This is a genomic window from Comamonas suwonensis, assembly GCF_012844455.2.
Lineage (GTDB): Bacteria > Pseudomonadota > Gammaproteobacteria > Burkholderiales > Burkholderiaceae_C > Comamonas > Comamonas suwonensis.
Map to the genome: position 1 here is coordinate 135,453 of NZ_JABBCQ020000009.1, position 15,340 is coordinate 150,792.

At 59.8% G+C, this 15,340-nt stretch carries 14 protein-coding genes; 5 read left to right on the forward strand and 9 right to left on the reverse strand.

The window, feature by feature from the left end:
• Positions 1 to 33: 33 nt before the first annotated feature.
• Positions 34 to 846 (forward strand): spherulation-specific family 4 protein, encoded by an 813-nt coding sequence (locus tag HF327_RS12030; protein ID WP_169108453.1) that lies wholly within the window; start codon positions 34 to 36, stop codon positions 844 to 846.
• A 31-nt stretch (positions 847 to 877) separates the two neighbouring features.
• Here the strand turns inward: HF327_RS12030 and HF327_RS12035 are convergent, their stop codons facing one another.
• The 5 genes from HF327_RS12035 to HF327_RS12055 all read right to left on the reverse strand — a co-directional run bounded on the left by HF327_RS12035 (position 878) and on the right by HF327_RS12055 (position 7,890).
• A complete protein-coding gene (locus HF327_RS12035; RefSeq protein WP_169108454.1) occupies positions 878 to 1,906 on the reverse strand; it encodes a M48 family metalloprotease in 1,029 nt (342 codons plus the stop codon).
• Positions 1,907 to 1,909: 3 nt separating this feature from the next.
• Positions 1,910 to 2,497 carry a LemA family protein gene (locus HF327_RS12040; protein ID WP_169108455.1) on the reverse strand — a complete coding sequence of 196 codons (588 nt, stop codon included), beginning with the start codon at positions 2,495 to 2,497 and terminating at the stop codon, positions 1,910 to 1,912.
• 97 nt (positions 2,498 to 2,594) lie between these two features.
• Positions 2,595 to 4,682, reverse strand: a complete 2,088-nt coding sequence (locus tag HF327_RS12045; RefSeq protein WP_169108456.1) for a bifunctional 2',3'-cyclic-nucleotide 2'-phosphodiesterase/3'-nucleotidase — start codon at positions 4,680 to 4,682, stop codon at positions 2,595 to 2,597.
• Positions 4,683 to 4,776: 94 nt separating this feature from the next.
• Positions 4,777 to 5,181, reverse strand: a complete 405-nt coding sequence (locus tag HF327_RS12050; protein ID WP_169108457.1) for a group II truncated hemoglobin — start codon at positions 5,179 to 5,181, stop codon at positions 4,777 to 4,779.
• A 138-nt stretch (positions 5,182 to 5,319) separates the two neighbouring features.
• A complete protein-coding gene (locus HF327_RS12055) occupies positions 5,320 to 7,890 on the reverse strand; it encodes an ABC transporter permease (RefSeq protein ID WP_198460479.1) in 2,571 nt (856 codons plus the stop codon).
• Positions 7,891 to 7,968: 78 nt separating this feature from the next.
• Between HF327_RS12055 and HF327_RS12060 the strand changes: the two genes are divergently transcribed.
• The 4 genes from HF327_RS12060 to HF327_RS22305 all read left to right on the forward strand — a co-directional run bounded on the left by HF327_RS12060 (position 7,969) and on the right by HF327_RS22305 (position 10,620).
• On the forward strand, positions 7,969 to 8,721 hold the full coding sequence (locus HF327_RS12060; protein WP_169108530.1) for a sulfite exporter TauE/SafE family protein: 753 nt from the start codon (positions 7,969 to 7,971) through the stop codon (positions 8,719 to 8,721).
• Between the two features lie 50 nt (positions 8,722 to 8,771).
• Complete coding sequence (locus HF327_RS12065) at positions 8,772 to 9,842, forward strand: adenosine deaminase family protein (RefSeq protein WP_169108459.1); 1,071 nt, start codon at positions 8,772 to 8,774, stop codon at positions 9,840 to 9,842.
• Between the two features lie 103 nt (positions 9,843 to 9,945).
• A complete protein-coding gene (locus HF327_RS12070; RefSeq protein WP_169108460.1) occupies positions 9,946 to 10,311 on the forward strand; it encodes a hypothetical protein in 366 nt (121 codons plus the stop codon).
• A 180-nt stretch (positions 10,312 to 10,491) separates the two neighbouring features.
• Entirely contained in the window at positions 10,492 to 10,620 is a 129-nt protein-coding gene (locus HF327_RS22305) for a hypothetical protein (protein ID WP_268904694.1), read from the forward strand.
• Positions 10,621 to 10,786: 166 nt separating this feature from the next.
• On the opposite strand, the gene HF327_RS12075 is transcribed toward HF327_RS22305, so the two are convergent.
• The 4 genes from HF327_RS12075 to fdhF form a co-directional block, all read right to left on the reverse strand.
• The gene (locus HF327_RS12075; protein ID WP_169108461.1) at positions 10,787 to 11,023 is read right to left on the reverse strand and encodes a DUF333 domain-containing protein; all 237 of its coding nucleotides are present in this window, start codon (positions 11,021 to 11,023) and stop codon (positions 10,787 to 10,789) included.
• A gap of 126 nt (positions 11,024 to 11,149) precedes the next feature.
• A complete protein-coding gene (locus HF327_RS12080; RefSeq protein ID WP_198460480.1) occupies positions 11,150 to 12,082 on the reverse strand; it encodes a DMT family transporter in 933 nt (310 codons plus the stop codon).
• Between the two features lie 116 nt (positions 12,083 to 12,198).
• On the reverse strand, positions 12,199 to 12,435 hold the full coding sequence (locus tag HF327_RS12085) for a formate dehydrogenase subunit delta (RefSeq protein ID WP_169108462.1): 237 nt from the start codon (positions 12,433 to 12,435) through the stop codon (positions 12,199 to 12,201).
• On the reverse strand, positions 12,435 to 15,335 hold the full coding sequence (gene fdhF / locus HF327_RS12090) for a formate dehydrogenase subunit alpha (RefSeq protein ID WP_169108463.1): 2,901 nt from the start codon (positions 15,333 to 15,335) through the stop codon (positions 12,435 to 12,437). Before fdhF ends, HF327_RS12085 begins: the two co-directional genes overlap by 1 nt.
• Positions 15,336 to 15,340: the final 5 nt, after the last annotated feature.

Sequence of the window (15,340 nt, forward strand, 5' to 3'; positions counted from 1 at the left end):
GGAGGCAGCAATGCCGGCTCGGGCTCCTCATCTGTGAACAATCCAGCAGAGATTGTTCCCGCTGCAAAAGAGGAGACGCCATCGGTCACTCCTACCCCGATGCAAGTACTGGTACCTGCTTATTTCAATCCAGCCCCTGGCTGGGATGTGATGACCAGTAGTGCAAAAGCCCACCCGGATGTGAAGATCACAGCCATCCTGAATCCACAAAACGGAAAATTTACCAATGTGAACGTCGCGCTCACCAATGCCATAGCCTCCTTCAAATTGGCTGGCCGCAATGTTGTCGGATATGTCAGCACCAACTATGCAAAGCGTTCGCTTGCGGAAGTCAAAGCCAATATCGATAACTACCTCCTGCATTACCCAGAGGTCAGTGGTTTCTTTCTCGATGAAATGGAAGCCAAAGGCAAGCAACTGGATTTTTACAGTGATGTTGCCAACTACATCAGAGACAAAGGCCTCAATCTTCAGATCATCGGCAATCCGGGCACTCTTCCTGTCGAAGCCTATACATCGGTCAGTGATACGCTGGTGACCTTTGAGGGCAAAGAGGTTGATTACCGGAGTTTCAACCCTGCCACCTTGCACAACTGGGTCTATGACAAGCCCAACACGATACAGGCCGCGCTAGTGCACAACGCCGATAACTGCAAACTGATGCAGCAGGCACTGACCATGGCAGCATTGCCGCGTACCCACACCAGCCTGATCTATGTGACGGAGCTTGAATTCGATTACAGCACCGGGATTGGCAACCCTTGGAAAAGCCTGCCCAAGTACTGGACCCAGTTGCTGGACAGCGTGGATGCCATCAACAAGCAGCAGCCGCTTCCTGCCTGTTAAGCAGCCCTTTTAAGCAGGCACGCAAGCCAGGTCAACGCCCCTGCGGCAATGTATTGAAAGGCAAAGGCAGGGGCCGCATATCGCGCCCATAGATGCGGCGTATGCGCTCAGGCACTGTGGGGTGTGACTCCAGCCAGTCTTCAAGGCGGCTGGCGTGCGGAGTTTCCGCCAGCAGCATATGTTGCACGAGGCGATGGTCCAGCCCCGCATGGCTACGCGCATCGGCCTGCCAGCTGCCGTATTGCTGCTGCGCCAGTGCACGCTGGGTCAGCACCTTGCGCAGCACACCGCCCAAGCCGTCTTTGCTGCGCGTCCATTGCACTGCGCGGGCATCAGCCAGATATTCACGCTGGCGCGACACCGCCGCCTTGAGCAACTGGCCACACAGCCAGCCCACAAAGCCAGCGGCCTGAATAAAAGCACCAAACCACTGCGTAAAAATGCTGTCGCGTTCACGCAGGCTCTGGCCAAAGTTGTGAATCAGCTCCAACCCATAAACCATGCTGGCCAGCTGCATGTTCAGCCGCGTATCGCCTTCACGCAGATGGGACAGCTCATGCGCCACCAGACCCTGCATTTCTTCACGATTGAGCTGCTCCAGCGCGCCTTGTGTGACGGCGATGATGGCATCCTCCGCATCCCAGCCTGCCGCAAAAGCATTGATGGCGTCGGTACGCGGCAGCACCGTGACCTGCGGCGCAGGCCAGTGCGCAGCAATGCACATTTCATCGACGATATTGCACAGTTGCTGCTCGGCCAGCGATCCGCCGGGTCGGGCTTCTCGCGCCCCCACACGCACGGCCAGCTTGCGCCCGCCGTAGCGTAGCTGATCAAGCTCAATCCAGCTGCCGCCCAGCACCAGCAGCAAGGTCACGCCGATATTCACGGCGGCAAATCCCGCGGGGTAATCCCAGCCACCAAAAAGCATAGCGCCCAGCCACCAGGCCAGCATCAGCCCCAGGTGCACCGACGCTACGACGGCCAGCACACACAGCCCAAACACCAGCAGCAACCAGCGCGTGCTGCGCCGGGCCTCGCGCTGTCTCTCCCAGAAACGCATGGTTTAGAACTTGACTTGAGGGATTGCACGCTCTTGCTCGTTCTGTGTGGATTGCAGCATTTCCATATGTGCAAAACCCGCCAGACGCGCCACGATCAGATCAGGGAACTGACTGGCTTCGTTGTTGAAATCCAGCACCTGATCGTTATAGGCCTGCCGTGCAAAGCCAATGCGATTTTCGGTGCTGGTGATCTCTTCGCTGAGCTGCTGCATGCGTGCATCCGCCTTGAGTGTGGGATAGGCCTCGGCCAGCGCCATCAGTCGCCCCATCTGGCCAACCAGCGCTTGCTCGGCCACCATCAACGCGCCCATGGCCTGTGCCTGCCCGGGTGACTGACGCGCCTCGTCTGCCGCACTGACAGCAGTGCTGCGTGCGCGAATCACCGCCTCCAGCGTCTGCGCCTCGTGCTGCATATAGCCGCGCGCCACTTCCACCAGATTGGGGATCAGATCATGGCGACGTTTGAGCTGCACATCAATCTGCGCAAAGGCGTTTTCCACCTGATTTTTGTACGTGCGCAGACGGTTATAGATGGCCACCGCCCAGATAACGATCACCACCACTACAGCCAAGGCGATATAAGCCGTCATACCCTCTTCTCCCTGAATAATTTGTCGCATCATAGCCAGACATCAAAAAAGCCGCCGTGGTCATTGCTTCCACGGCGGCCTGGATTAAGTCCGAAATTTATTTGGACAGGTCGAGCTGGTACTTGCTCGTGTCCTTACCTGATCCATCATCGGCCATCAGCACCGTCACTCCGCTCAGACCGGCTGCCTGGGCCACGCTCAGCGCTCCGATACCCGAGCTGAACACCACCGGCCCAGCCGTCGTCACCTTGGTAAAGCGCCAGCTCTTGGCCGTGCCGTTGATCGCTCTGGTGATCTGCGGATTCTTGCGTACATACTCAATCACCACATCGCGGTTCGCATCAGGCGAAGCCCAGATAGTAGATGAACCGTCGAGTTTGGGAATAAAGCTGGCACCGCTGGTCGCACGGTAGTTGTTGGTGGCGATCACAAACTCCTTTGCCATATCGATGGGTTTTCCCAGATAGTTCAGGTTCTTGATGCGACTGCCCACGGGCTGGGTGACGTCGATCTCGTACTGCATGTCCGCCGTGGTGAACATGTCGAAGTTGTAGCCCGGAAAGCTGCTGATCAGCGGCTGCTCGGACGTCTTGTTCACATCAATCTGGTTGAAGCGCTTGGCCGCAGCCTCCAGCCAGCTCTTTATGTCTGCACCATTGACCTTTACCGCATACACGGTGTTGGGATAGAGATACAGATCGGCAGCGTTGTAAATAGCCAGTGGGCCAGCGGCCACATCGGTGAAATCCTTACCGCCCTGAAAGCCCGATTTAAACGGCGCGCTCACCGACAGCACGGGCAGGCTGGCGTATTGCGGCAGATTGGCTTTGATGTAGTTGGCCACATAGGCCTGCTGCGCCTGGTTAACGATCTGTATCGCTCCCGGGTCGCCCACATCGGCAAACAGCGTGCTCATGCGAAAGTCCGTGCTGCCGATGGGCGTCTTCACATAACTGATGGCCGCCTGGTGCTGGGTTTCAACCAGCGGTGCAATCGCGGGGTCCGCATCGACAAACACCGCGCTACCTGCCGCATCCTTGTTCTGGATATTGCGCAGCTCGCTCTTGCTGCCGGTCTTTGCCACGCTCCATTTCTTGCCATCCCACTGCAGCGGCAACTGGATCACGCCCAGCGCCTTACCCCAGGAATTAGCCATGACAGCAGGCACGCCGTTGATGGTGCCGGCCTGGTTGTCCACGCCGGTCTGACTGTAGACGGGTTTGGCCGACAGATCGGGGAAGACGCTGTGCTGGTGGCCCATGACCATGGCATCAATACCCGCCACCTTGGACAGATAGAGGCCCGGGTTTTCCATGGAGGCTGAATAGGCCAAGCCATCCAGCCCGCCATGCAGCAGGGCCACCACGACATCTGCCCCCTTGGCACGCAACTCGGGCACATATTTGCTGGCCGCTTCCACCGCGCCCTCGGTGTAGACCTTGCCTTCCAGATAGCGCTTGTCCCAATTCATGATGCCCGGCGTGGTGAAACCAATCACGCCAATCTTGATGGGCAGCTTGACTTCCTTGCCGTCGCTGCCCTTGGCCACCATGGTGCGCTCCAGCACGGCATAGGGCTGAACCAGCGGCTTTTTGGTCTTGCTGCTGTAGACATTGGCCAGCACCGCCGGATAGCCATTACCCACGCATTTCTGGCTGGCGTTCACGCCTTCCACATCCAGACCGCCACCCAGCACATGATTCAGAAAAGGCAGGCCGTAGTTGAATTCGTGATTGCCCAGTGTGCCCGCATCAAAGCTCAACGCGCTCATGGCCTTGTACATGGACAGCTGCTGTGTGCAGGCGATGGGCTTGATCTCCGCCTCGTAGTCAGCCAAGGCCGTGCCCTGAATGGTGTCGCCGTTGTCCACCAGCAGCGTATTAGCGAACTCCTTGCGGGCCTGACGAATCAACGTAGCTGTGCGTTCAAAGCCATAGCTCTTGTCTTCGGCCAGCTTGAAATAGTCATAGCTGCGCACATTGAAATGCAGATCCGTGGTCTCCAGCACGGCCAGTGTGGCGGTGGCGGACTGGGATGCGACAGGCGGGCTGTTGTCGTCGCTGCCGCCACAGGCAGCCAGCAATGCGGCACAGCCCACGGCGGTCAGCACATGGCGGCGATGTCTCAAGGTCGAAAAGAAACCGTCTGCGCACAGCTTTGCGCCAGACAAATCGAAGTCCTGCATGGTTGACCCTGCTTGTTGAAGTGCAAGCAGTGTCGGCAGGGCTTCTTACAGCGTCATGAAGAATATTTGACGCTTTGACATCGTCGCCAAGGACTCAGACGCCGCGGTTGCGCATCCAGTCGGCGGTATTCATGAAGCTGGCTTTAAGGCGGGTGCGCAGGGCTTCGGGCACACCGGTCTCGCCCATGGCCTGATCCATGCAGGCCACCCACTGGTCGCGCTCCTGAATACCGATGGAAAACGGCATATGGCGCATGCGCAGTCGCGGGTGACCAAAACGCTCCTGGTAGTAGTCGGGGCCGCCCAGCCAGCCGCAGAGAAACCAGAACAGTTTTTGGCGTGCATCGTCCAGCGTGCTGCCATGCGCCGCGCGCAGTTCCTTGTAGCCCGGCTCCAGATCCATCAGGTCATAAAAACGGGCGGCCAGTTGCTGGACTTTTTCTTCTCCACCTATCCATTCATAGGGCGTATCAAACGGTGGCTTTTCTTCAATCTGCATGGTGTGCGTCGGTTGCGGCGTAATGACTCAATTGTCCTTGGCTCGGCTTCACCTGCGCTGATACAAGGCAATTCATCGATCCAAAAGGCTTCAAGCCCAATAAACACAGGCGCAAGCAGCTATCAATTTTGAGAAAACTCATTCTTGCGCCTGCCGCAGCGTCTGCATTACCGGGCGGTTCACCACCTCGCGCAGTGCCCACCAGCCGGCCACCCATGCCAGCACCGCTCCGGCCACAGCGCCCACCAACGGAGCCCACCACAGCACGCTCCATTCAAAGTCAAACACCCAGCGAGCCAGGGCCCAGCCCACAGCCAGTGCCACGCAGCTGGCCAGAAAACCGGCCATCAGCCCTACGCCCGCCAGCTCTGCACTTTGCACCTGCTGCAGCAGCCCGGACCTTGCGCCTACGGCGCGCATGATGGCGTATTCACGCGCCCGCTCCTCGCGCGTGCCAGTGACAGATGCAAACAGCACCACCAGCCCGGCCACCAAGGTGAAGCCAAACAAAAACTCCACCGCGCGAATGACCTGATCCATCACCTTCTGCACCTGGGCCAGCGTGCTGCTCAGGTCCACATTGGTGATGTTGGGAAACTGATTGACCAGCGCATTGTCAAAGCCCTGCACCGCAGGCGCACGGTAGGCGGCCAGATAGGTGACGGCCACGTTGTCCAGATGCTGCACCGGGTAGATGACAAAGAAGTTGGCGCGCATAGAACTCCAGTCCACCTTGCGCAAACTGGTAATGCGGGCCTCGTTTTCTTCGCCGCCGACATCAAAGCGCAACGTATCGCCCAGCTTCAGGCCCAGCGTCTTGGCAATACCTTCTTCCATGCTGATGGCACCCTGCTCGCCCGCAGTCCAGCGGCCGCCCGTAATCTGGTTGTGCTCGGGCATGGCTTCAGCGGTGGAGATGTTGAACTCTCTGTCCACCATCCGTTTGGCGCGGTCTTCGGCGTAGTCATCGGGGCGCACTTCCTTGCCGTTGATGGCAATCAGGCGACCGCGAATCATGGGGTACCAGTCATAGCTTTGCACGCCCGCTTTTTTGAGCGCGGCCTGAAAGTCCTGGGCCTGATCGGGCTGCACATTGATGACAAAACGATCGGGCGCATTGGCCGGTGTGGCCTTGCGCCAGCTGGCAATCAAATCGGTGCGCAGCAACACCAGCAGCACCAGCGCCAGCAGGCCCACGGCCAGCGAGCTGACCTGCACCACGGCATATACCGGCTTGGCAGAGATCTGGCGCGTAGCCATCACCAGCCAGCGCGGTGCCGTGGCTTCATTGACCACGCGGCGCAATAGCTTGACCGCAAGCCAGGCCAGACCCGCAAACAGCAGCGCGGCAGCCGCAAAGCCGCCCACCGCGATCAGCCCCAGCTTGATGTCGCGACTGGCCGCCAGCAACAAAGCCGCAAAGCCTGCCACACCGACAGCCAGCACCAGCCATGAGGCAGGCTTGAGCGCCCCCAGATCACGCCGCATTACGCGCAGCGGCGGCACCTGTGCCAGTTGCAGCACGGGCGGCAAACCAAAGGCCAGCAGCAAGGTCAGCCCCATGCCCATGCCCAGCAGGGCCGGCCAGATACTGGCGGCAGGCAAGGACGCATCCACCAGCCCGGCGAGCAGCCAGACAAAGACATGGTGCACGCCCCAGCCCAGCAACACGCCAGCAGTACTGGCGGCCAGGCCGATACAGACAAACTCCACCACATAGGCCAGCGCAATGCGGCGCTGGCTTTGGCCCAGCACACGCAGCATGGCTGATGCATCAAGATGACTGTTGGCAAACGCGCGCGCAGCCAGCGCCACGGCCACGGCCGACAGCAAAGCAGACAGCAGTGCCACCAGACTCAGAAATTTTTCGGCACGGTCCAGCGTCTGCCGCATCTCGGGGCGGCCACTTTCCAGCGACTCAATACGCACGCCATGTTCAGTCTTGGCCTGCTCCTGCGCCCAGCTCAGATAGCGCTGCGCGGCTTGCTCGCCGCTGCGCCCCGCATCGCCGGCTCCAGCTACTGCCAGGCGATAGGTAATGCGGCTGGCAGGCTGCACCAGTCTCGTCGCGGGCAGATCAGCGCTATTGATCATGACGCGCGGCGCAAAGCTCATAAAGCCTGCGCCGCGGTCTGGCTCAACCACGATGATGTGAGAAATGTGAAAGCGCGAATCACCCAGCAGCAGCGCATCGCCAAGCTTCAAACCCAGCGCCTCCAGCAGTGGCGCATCGACCCAGACGTTGCCGCTCTCAGGAATTGCCTTCACCTCCTGCACAGGCTGACCAGCACCCTGACTGAGTTGAATCACACCACGCAGCGGATAGCCGGGCTCCACACTTTTCAGCGCCACCAGGCGGCTGGCACCACCCTGCGCCTGATCGGCGCGCGCCATGGTGGGAAAGCTGGCCGTAGTCACCGTCTGCAAACCCTGCTGCTCAGCCTGCTGCACAAATGCAGGCGGCGTGGGGTTGTCGCTGACCACCACCACATCGCCGCCCAGCAACTGGCGTGCATCGCGCTGCAAGCCGGCCTGCAGACGATCTGCAAAGAAACCCACCGAAGTCAATGCCGCCACAGCCAGCAGCACGGCCACAATAATCAGGCGCAGCTCTCCCGCGCGCAGATCACGCCAGAGGTTGCGCAGTCCCAGAATCCAGACAGATGATGCTTGCATGACCTGCACGATAGCGCAGCGGCCTGTGGCCATGCGAAAACGGCAGGGCAATCCCCTGATTGTCCGGACCGATAATCGGGGCAATCAGACGGAGACCAGAACGTGGAAGTGATGTTGATGGTGGCCCTGGGGGCTGCGGTGGCGGGTTTTGTGCAGGGGCTATCCGGCTTTGCCTTCGGCATGGCGGCCATGTCCTTCTGGGCCTGGGTACTGGAGCCGCAGCTGGCCGCCGTGCTTTCGGTGTTTGGCTCGCTGACGGGGCAGATCATTGCGGCCTTCACCGTACGCCGCGAATTTCACTGGAAGTCGCTGCTGCCTTTTATCGCGGGTGGTCTGATCGGCATTCCCATGGGCGTGGCTGTCATGCCGCATCTCGATATGGACTGGTTCAAGTTCGGCCTGGGCTGTCTGCTGGTACTGTGGTGCCCGGCCATGCTGCTGAGCGCCCATCTGCCCCGACTGACGCTGGGCGGCGGCCTGCTGGCCCGCTGCACCGATGCGATGGCGGGTCTGATCGGTGGTGCCATGGGTGGGCTGGGCGGCTTCAGTGGTACCGTACCCACGCTGTGGTGCACGCTGCGCGGCTTCGAGCGCCATGTTCAGCGCACGGTGATCCAGAACTTCAACCTCTCGGTGCTGGCCGTCACCATGGTCAGCTATCTGGCCACGGGCATGGTCAAGCCCGTCATGTGGCCGTCGTTTGCCGTGGTGCTGCCCGCCGTTTTAGTGCCCGTGATCTTCGGTACCCGTGTCTACAAGGGCGTGAGCGATGCCCGCTTTCGCCAGATTGTGCTGAGCCTGCTGACCTGCTCGGGCATCGCCATGCTGGCCTCTTCCGTGCCGAGCCTGTTCTTCGCACAGTGACTTACAACAGTCTGAGGCAAGGCTGATCACAAGCCACTACCATCTGCGCCATGAATGCCGCGCCGACCGCCCCTACCCCCGAACTGACCGCCTTTGCCCATGCCATCCCCAAGATGGAACTGCACTGCCACCTGCTGGGCACCGTTCGAAAAAATACGTTTATCGAGCTGACACAGCGCTCCAAAGCGCCGCTGACGCTGGAAGAGATCGAAGCCTTCTACACCCGCGGCGAAAAGCCCGTGGGCGTACTGCGTGTGCTCCGCGCCCTCGACCAGTGGCTGCTGCAAACGCCCGCCGATCTGGAGCGCATTACCTACGAGTACCTGCAAGATGCCGCTGCGCACAACGTGCGCTACGCCGAATTCTTCTGGAACCCCACAGGTACCGTGCAATGCTCTGGAATGAGCTATGCCACGGCTCAGCAGGCCATTCTGGCGGGCGCTGCCGCAGCGCAAAAAGACTGCGGCATACGTGGGCGACTTGTTCCATCGATTGACCGCGAAGCCCCGCCCGAAGCCGCCGTACAGATGGTGCAATGGATGCTGGAGAACCGCCACGATGACGTGCCCGGCATCGGCATCGATTACCGTGAAAACGAACGCCCGCCCGAGCTGTTCCTGGACGCCTACGCACTGGCCCGTAAAAATGGACTCAAGACCACGGCCCACGCCAGCGAGTTTGGCCTGCCCTGGAACAATCTTCAGACCGCGGTGGAGCTGCTCAAGGTCGACCGCATAGACCATGGCTACACCGTCATCGACAACCCCGAGCTGGCCGGGCGCTGTGCCGATCTGGGCATTGTGTTCACCGTCGTCCCCAGCAACTCCTACTACCTGCGCACACTGGCACCAGAGCGGTGGGCGCTGGACCACCCCATCCGCCAGATGCCCGCCATGGGCATTCGCGTACACCCCAACACCGACGACCCCACGCTGCACCATATCGACCCCACGGGCGCGTGGACCAAGATGGTCAGCGACTTTGGCTTTTCCATCGCCGATCTCAAAGGATTCATGCTGAACGGCATTGATGCAGCGTGGATTGATGACAGCGAAAAACGTGCGCTGCGCCAGCAGTGGAGCACAGAGTTCGATGCGCTGAGCAGCTCAAGCAATATTTAAGCAAAAATGGCTATAGCGCTTTCTCATCAAGCGCTTACAGCTATCAATTTTCAATCACACAAACTCAGCGCTTGTGTGATCTATCCTTCTTCGTTTCTGCCTTATGCCCTCAGACCAGCCCACCAGCCTTGAAGAAATTCGGGCATCTATCGCCAAGCTCAAAGTCACAGAGCAGCAGCTTGAAGCCACCGCTGAAAAGTACGCCAAGAAGATGCAAAGCTCTAGAAAGTGGAACTACTTTGCCATCGCCATGGCCGTGGTGGTCTGCGTCGTCTCGTGGGTCAACCATGCTTCGGGCTGGCTGCGCTGGGGCGTGCTGCCCAGTGTGCTCTTCATGGCGCTGTTTTTTGAAGCCATGCGCCGGCTGCTGGGCGTAACCATGCAAAGCAGCATGCGCCAGCTCAAAATTCAGATCAGCGGGCTGGAAGCCAAGCTGGCAGAACATCAAGCGGCATCGAAAGAGGCATAAACAAAAGGCAAGGGCCTGAATCGCCCTGCGTCTTCCATACCCAGGTAGCCACTGAACCCCCAACAAACAAGCCACCCGATAAGGTGGCTTGCTTGTTTTGACTTAGGGGAAGGGACTGGCAGAGAGCCGGTTTCAGCGTCTGCCGTGCCCTCGCCCGCCATGGTCCTTGTGACCGCCTCCATGTCCTCCGGGTCGATGACCGTGGTGCTTGTGCCCGTGTTGATGGCCATGGCCTTGCCCGTAATACCCGCCGCCGTAATAACCACCATGGGGGCGATGCCCGTGACCATGGTGCGCATAGCACCCTGACAGGAATAGCGCGAATACAGAAACTCCAAGTATCTTTTTCATAGCAATAAGTCTAATTTATTCAAATACTTACTGGTATTCAATGTGTAAGCAAGAGAACTGACTCATTTCCAGTCAAAACGCACCGGGGCTTCCAAAAGGCTTGTGAATCACCGCCCTGCAACGCTCATGGGCTCGCTGACGTCTTGTGGCGCTGCACGCTCTCTTCGAAGGTCGATCCGTCCGGCAACACGCAAATACTGCGATCGATTTCCGGCGTCTTGTCTATGCGCAACTTGCCGCCAAACTTGCTGCATTGAGCGGCTGCAGGACTCCCCATATTGATGGAGACCGACTGAGCGCAGCCGCTGACAATGGCTGCTGCTGCCATGACAGCCCCAGCAATACCTAGTGCATGTTTCATGGGCTCAATGTATCAAAACACCAGTCCGCTGCGGCGAGTTTTTCAGGGCTGAAGGCCCGCCCCTGCCGCCAATCCCTCAGGCTCGCATGACGCAAACTCAGTGCACCAAGAACGTGTTGACGATCTCTAAGCCACCACCTGCCTGCGCCCCCAGTTCATCACGGCCGTGCCTGCAATCGCCATGGCACCTCCCAGCAGCATGGAGCCATCCACGCTCTCTCCCAGCAACAGGGCTGACAGCATCACGCCAATCACCGGCACCAGCGTGATGTAGCCCGATGCGGCTCCCGCCCCCAGTGTCTTGACCCCCGCAAAGTACCAGGCATAGGCAATGGCGGTAGAGCCATAGGCCATGAAGATCATCGCCATCCACGCCTGACTACTGGCATCAAAGGCTGATACCAAAGCCTGCGGCCCTTCAACCAACAGACTGGTGGCCAGCAGCAGAGCGGCACCAAAGATGGCGGTGACCGTGGTGGCAGCCAGTGCATCCACCCCTGCCAGCATCGCACGCCCGATGAGCGTGTAGCAAACCCAGCAGGCGACGCAGCCCAGAATCAGCATCTCACCAATGCCGACCGTGCCATTGAGCAGCTCCAGCGGTTTGCCATGCGAGATAACCACCACCGCGCCGCAAGCGGCCAACGCCATGCCCAATGCAATCACACCGTTGATACGCTCCTTGAACAGCCATACGGCCAGCAGCAAGGTCACAACAGGGTTGAGCGTAATCACCAGCGCAGCCTTGCCCGCAGGCAAATGCTGCAACCCGCTCAGGAAAAATGCGGCGTAGCCAAAAACGCCAGTAGCACCAGCGGCCAACATGCCCAACCAGGTCTTGAGCGGCCATTTTTTGATGGCCGGGAAGCCTCCGGACCAGTACAGCCATGGAAGCAGCAAACTCGCGGCCAGCACAAAGCGCAAACCGGACGCCGCCAGCGGCGACATATTGAGTGCAAGAATGCGCCCCGCAGGCCATGAAGCCCCCCAGAGCAAGGCCATACCCAGCAGACGTAAATGCGAGTTCATCTGGGTGCTAGCGGGAGTTTTGGAAGTCATGCGAAACCGTAAGAACACCAAAGCCGCAGCACTGGGCAGAGCCAGTCAGCGGCTTTGAAAAAGGGGGTGGCAGGCAATATACCTGAGGCGATCAGCGCGGACAGACACCCGCGTAACTACGGCTTTGGCCGCAGTTGCTGCTCGTGCAGCTGTAAGGACTCTAGTACCAAGGGCAACAACTGCTGTGCCTGCTGCTCATCGCTCAGCGCATCCAGAAGACGCAGCCGCATGCGCGGGTCCCAGAACTTCTGGATGTGCAGTGCAATGCCCTCCAGCGCCTCCTCACGATCCGGGATGGAAACAAAAAATTCACCAATACGGTTCGCCATGCGGATCAGGTTGCTCACATCCATTACAGCGCTCCTGCCTCAACCTGAGCGGCCGCCAAATGGCTCAGTTGCTCCTCGTTGAACTGCGCATAGCCACGCTGCCAGCTGGATGGCTGAGCCACCGGCAGAACCTGCACCGCCGTCACCTTGTACTCGGGGCAATTGGTGGCCCAGTCAGAGCTGTCGGTGGTGATCACGTTGGCACCAGATTCAGGGAAGTGGAAGGTGGTGTAGACCACGCCGGGCTGAATGCGCTCGGTTACCGTGGCGCGCAGCACCGTATGACCGGCACGGCTTTCGATACCCACCCAGTCGCCGTCGCGCACGCCGCGATCCTCGGCATCATGGGGATGAATCTCCAGCCGGTCTTCGCTATGCCAATGGCTGTTGGCCGTGCGCCGCGTCTGCGCCCCCACGTTGTACTGCGAGAGGATGCGCCCAGTGGTCAGCAGCAGCGGAAAGCGCTGAGTGACTTTTTCCTCGGTCGCCACATACTGGGTGATGATGAAGCGGCCCTTGCCACGCACAAATTGATCCTTGTGCATGATGTCCGTACCCGCCTCTTCGGTGGCCTCGTTGCACGGCCATTGAACGCTGCCCAGCCGCTCGATCTTTTCATAGCTCACGCCTGCAAATGTGGGCGTGAGCGCGGCAATCTCGGTCATGATTTCTTGGGGGTGACCGTAGTTCATGGGGTAGCCCAGCGCATTCGAGAGCAGCTGCGTCACTTCCCAGTCGGCGTAGCCGGCCAGCGGCTGCATGAGTTGGGTCACGCGCGAAATACGGCGCTCGGCATTGGTGAAGGTGCCGTCTTTTTCCATGAAGGACGAGCCAGGCAAAAATACATGGGCGTATTTGGCGGTCTCGTTAAGGAAGATGTCCTGCACCACCACGCATTCCATGGACGCCAGCGCGGCCGTCACATGCTGGGTATTGGGATCAGACTGAACAATGTCTTCGCCCTCGCAGTACAGGCCCAGAAAGCTGCCACCCAGCGCCGCTTCAAACATATTGGGTATGCGCAAACCGGGTTCAGGGTTCAGCGGCACGCCCCATGCGGCTTCAAACTCGGCGCGCGTCGTGCTGTCCGAGATATGACGGTAGCCAGGCAGCTCATGCGGAAAGCTACCCATATCGCAAGAGCCCTGCACATTGTTCTGGCCTCGCAGCGGGTTCACGCCTACACCTTCACGCCCCACATTGCCCGTAGCCATGGCCAGATTGGCAATGCCCATGACCATGGTCGAGCCTTGTGCATGCTCGGTCACGCCCAGCCCGTAGTAGATGGCGGCGTTGACTGGCTTACCTGCTGGATGGTCGTGCGCGCCCAGCGCATACAGGCGGGCTGCGCCGCGCACCAGATCGGGGGCGACACCGGTAATTTCTGCCGTGGCTTCTGGGGAGTTTTCGGGTCGGGCCACAAACTCCTTCCACTGCAGGAATGATTTGGCCTCGCAACGCTCGGCGATGTATCCATCGGACAGCAAGCCCTCCGTCACGATCACATGGGCCAGCGCGGTAATCATGGCCACATTGGTGCCGGGCCTGAGCTGCAGGTGGTAATCGGCCTGAATGTGGGGCGAGCTGACCAGTTCGATCTCGCGTGGGTCGATCACGATGAGTTTGGCACCTGCGCGCAGGCGTTTCTTCATGCGCGAACCAAACACCGGATGCGCCGCCGTGGGATTGGCACCTATGACCAGGATGACATCGGACTGTTCCACTGACTTGAAGGTCTGCGTGCCCGCCGATGTGCCATAGGTCTGACCCAGGCCATAGCCCGTGGGCGAGTGGCAGACGCGGGCGCAGGTATCGACGTTGTTGTTGCCAAAGGCCGCACGGATCAGCTTTTGCACCAGATAGGTTTCCTCATTGGTGCAGCGCGAGGAGGTGATGCCGCCAATAGAATCCTTGCCATGTTGGGCCTGTATGCGGCGGAACTCGCTGGCCGCATGGCCGATGGCCTCTTCCCAGCTCACTTCCCGCCACGGGTCACTGATCTTGGCGCGAATCATGGGCTGGGTGATGCGGTCCTTGTGCGTGGCATAGCCCCAGGCAAAGCGGCCCTTGACGCAGGCATGACCCTCGTTGGCCTTGCCGTCCTTCCACGGCACCATGCGCACGACTTGCTCGCCCTTCATCTCGACCTTGAAGCCGCAGCCCACGCCGCAGTAGGCGCAAGTGGTGATCTCGCTGTGTTCGCTCTGGCCCAGCTCCACCACGGTTTTTTCCTGCAGCGTGGCTGTGGGGCAGGCCTGCACGCAGGCGCCGCAGCTCACGCAGTCGCTGTCCATGAAGCCATCGCCCTGGCCGGCCGTAATGCGCGACTCAAAGCCGCGCCCCGTGATCGTCAGCGCAAACGTGCCCTGCGTCTCTTCGCAGGCGCGCACGCAGCGATTGCAGACAATGCACTTGCTGGGGTCGTAATTGAAATAAGGGTTGGAGGTATCGACCGCTGCCTTGGCTTCGTCCTTGAAGTGATTGGCACCATCCATGCCATAGCGCACCTCGCGCAGGCCCACCACGCCCGCCATGTCCTGCAGCTCGCAGTCACCATTGGACGAGCAGGTCAGGCAATCCAGCGGATGGTCGGAGATATACAGCTCCATCACCCCCTTGCGCAGCTCCTGCAGCCTCGGGCTCTGGGTCTTGACCTTCATGCCGGCCTCGGCCGGTGTAGTGCAGGAGGCCGGAAAGCCTTTGCGCCCCTCGATCTGCACCAGACACAGACGGCAGGACCCAAAGGGCTCCAGCGAATCCGTGGCACAGAGCTTGGGCACTTTAATGCCGCCATCGACCGCTGCGCGCATCAGCGATGTGCCTTTGGGCACGGTGACTTCGCGCCCGTCAATCTGCAGCGTGACCAGTTCCTCAGACAGGCTGATGGGAGTGCCAGAATCGGTATTCTTTAGATGTTCCAACATGGTGC

Bases quoted from the DNA above. Each gene is read 5' to 3' on its own strand.
- fdhF (WP_169108463.1), bottom strand. From the start codon at position 15,335: ATGTTGGAACATCTAAAGAATACCGATTCTGGCACTCCCATCAGCCTG.
- HF327_RS12070 (WP_169108460.1), top strand. From the start codon at position 9,946: ATGCCCTCAGACCAGCCCACCAGCCTTGAAGAAATTCGGGCATCTATC.
- HF327_RS12065 (WP_169108459.1), top strand. From the start codon at position 8,772: ATGAATGCCGCGCCGACCGCCCCTACCCCCGAACTGACCGCCTTTGCC.
- HF327_RS12085 (WP_169108462.1), bottom strand. From the start codon at position 12,435: ATGGATGTGAGCAACCTGATCCGCATGGCGAACCGTATTGGTGAATTT.
- HF327_RS12040 (WP_169108455.1), bottom strand. From the start codon at position 2,497: ATGACGGCTTATATCGCCTTGGCTGTAGTGGTGGTGATCGTTATCTGG.
- HF327_RS12045 (WP_169108456.1), bottom strand. From the start codon at position 4,682: ATGCAGGACTTCGATTTGTCTGGCGCAAAGCTGTGCGCAGACGGTTTC.
- HF327_RS22305 (WP_268904694.1), top strand. From the start codon at position 10,492: ATGTCCTCCGGGTCGATGACCGTGGTGCTTGTGCCCGTGTTGATGGCC.
- HF327_RS12075 (WP_169108461.1), bottom strand. From the start codon at position 11,023: ATGAAACATGCACTAGGTATTGCTGGGGCTGTCATGGCAGCAGCAGCC.
- HF327_RS12060 (WP_169108530.1), top strand. From the start codon at position 7,969: ATGTTGATGGTGGCCCTGGGGGCTGCGGTGGCGGGTTTTGTGCAGGGG.
- HF327_RS12080 (WP_198460480.1), bottom strand. From the start codon at position 12,082: ATGACTTCCAAAACTCCCGCTAGCACCCAGATGAACTCGCATTTACGT.
- HF327_RS12055 (WP_198460479.1), bottom strand. From the start codon at position 7,890: ATGGCCACAGGCCGCTGCGCTATCGTGCAGGTCATGCAAGCATCATCT.
- HF327_RS12050 (WP_169108457.1), bottom strand. From the start codon at position 5,181: ATGCAGATTGAAGAAAAGCCACCGTTTGATACGCCCTATGAATGGATA.
- HF327_RS12035 (WP_169108454.1), bottom strand. From the start codon at position 1,906: ATGCGTTTCTGGGAGAGACAGCGCGAGGCCCGGCGCAGCACGCGCTGG.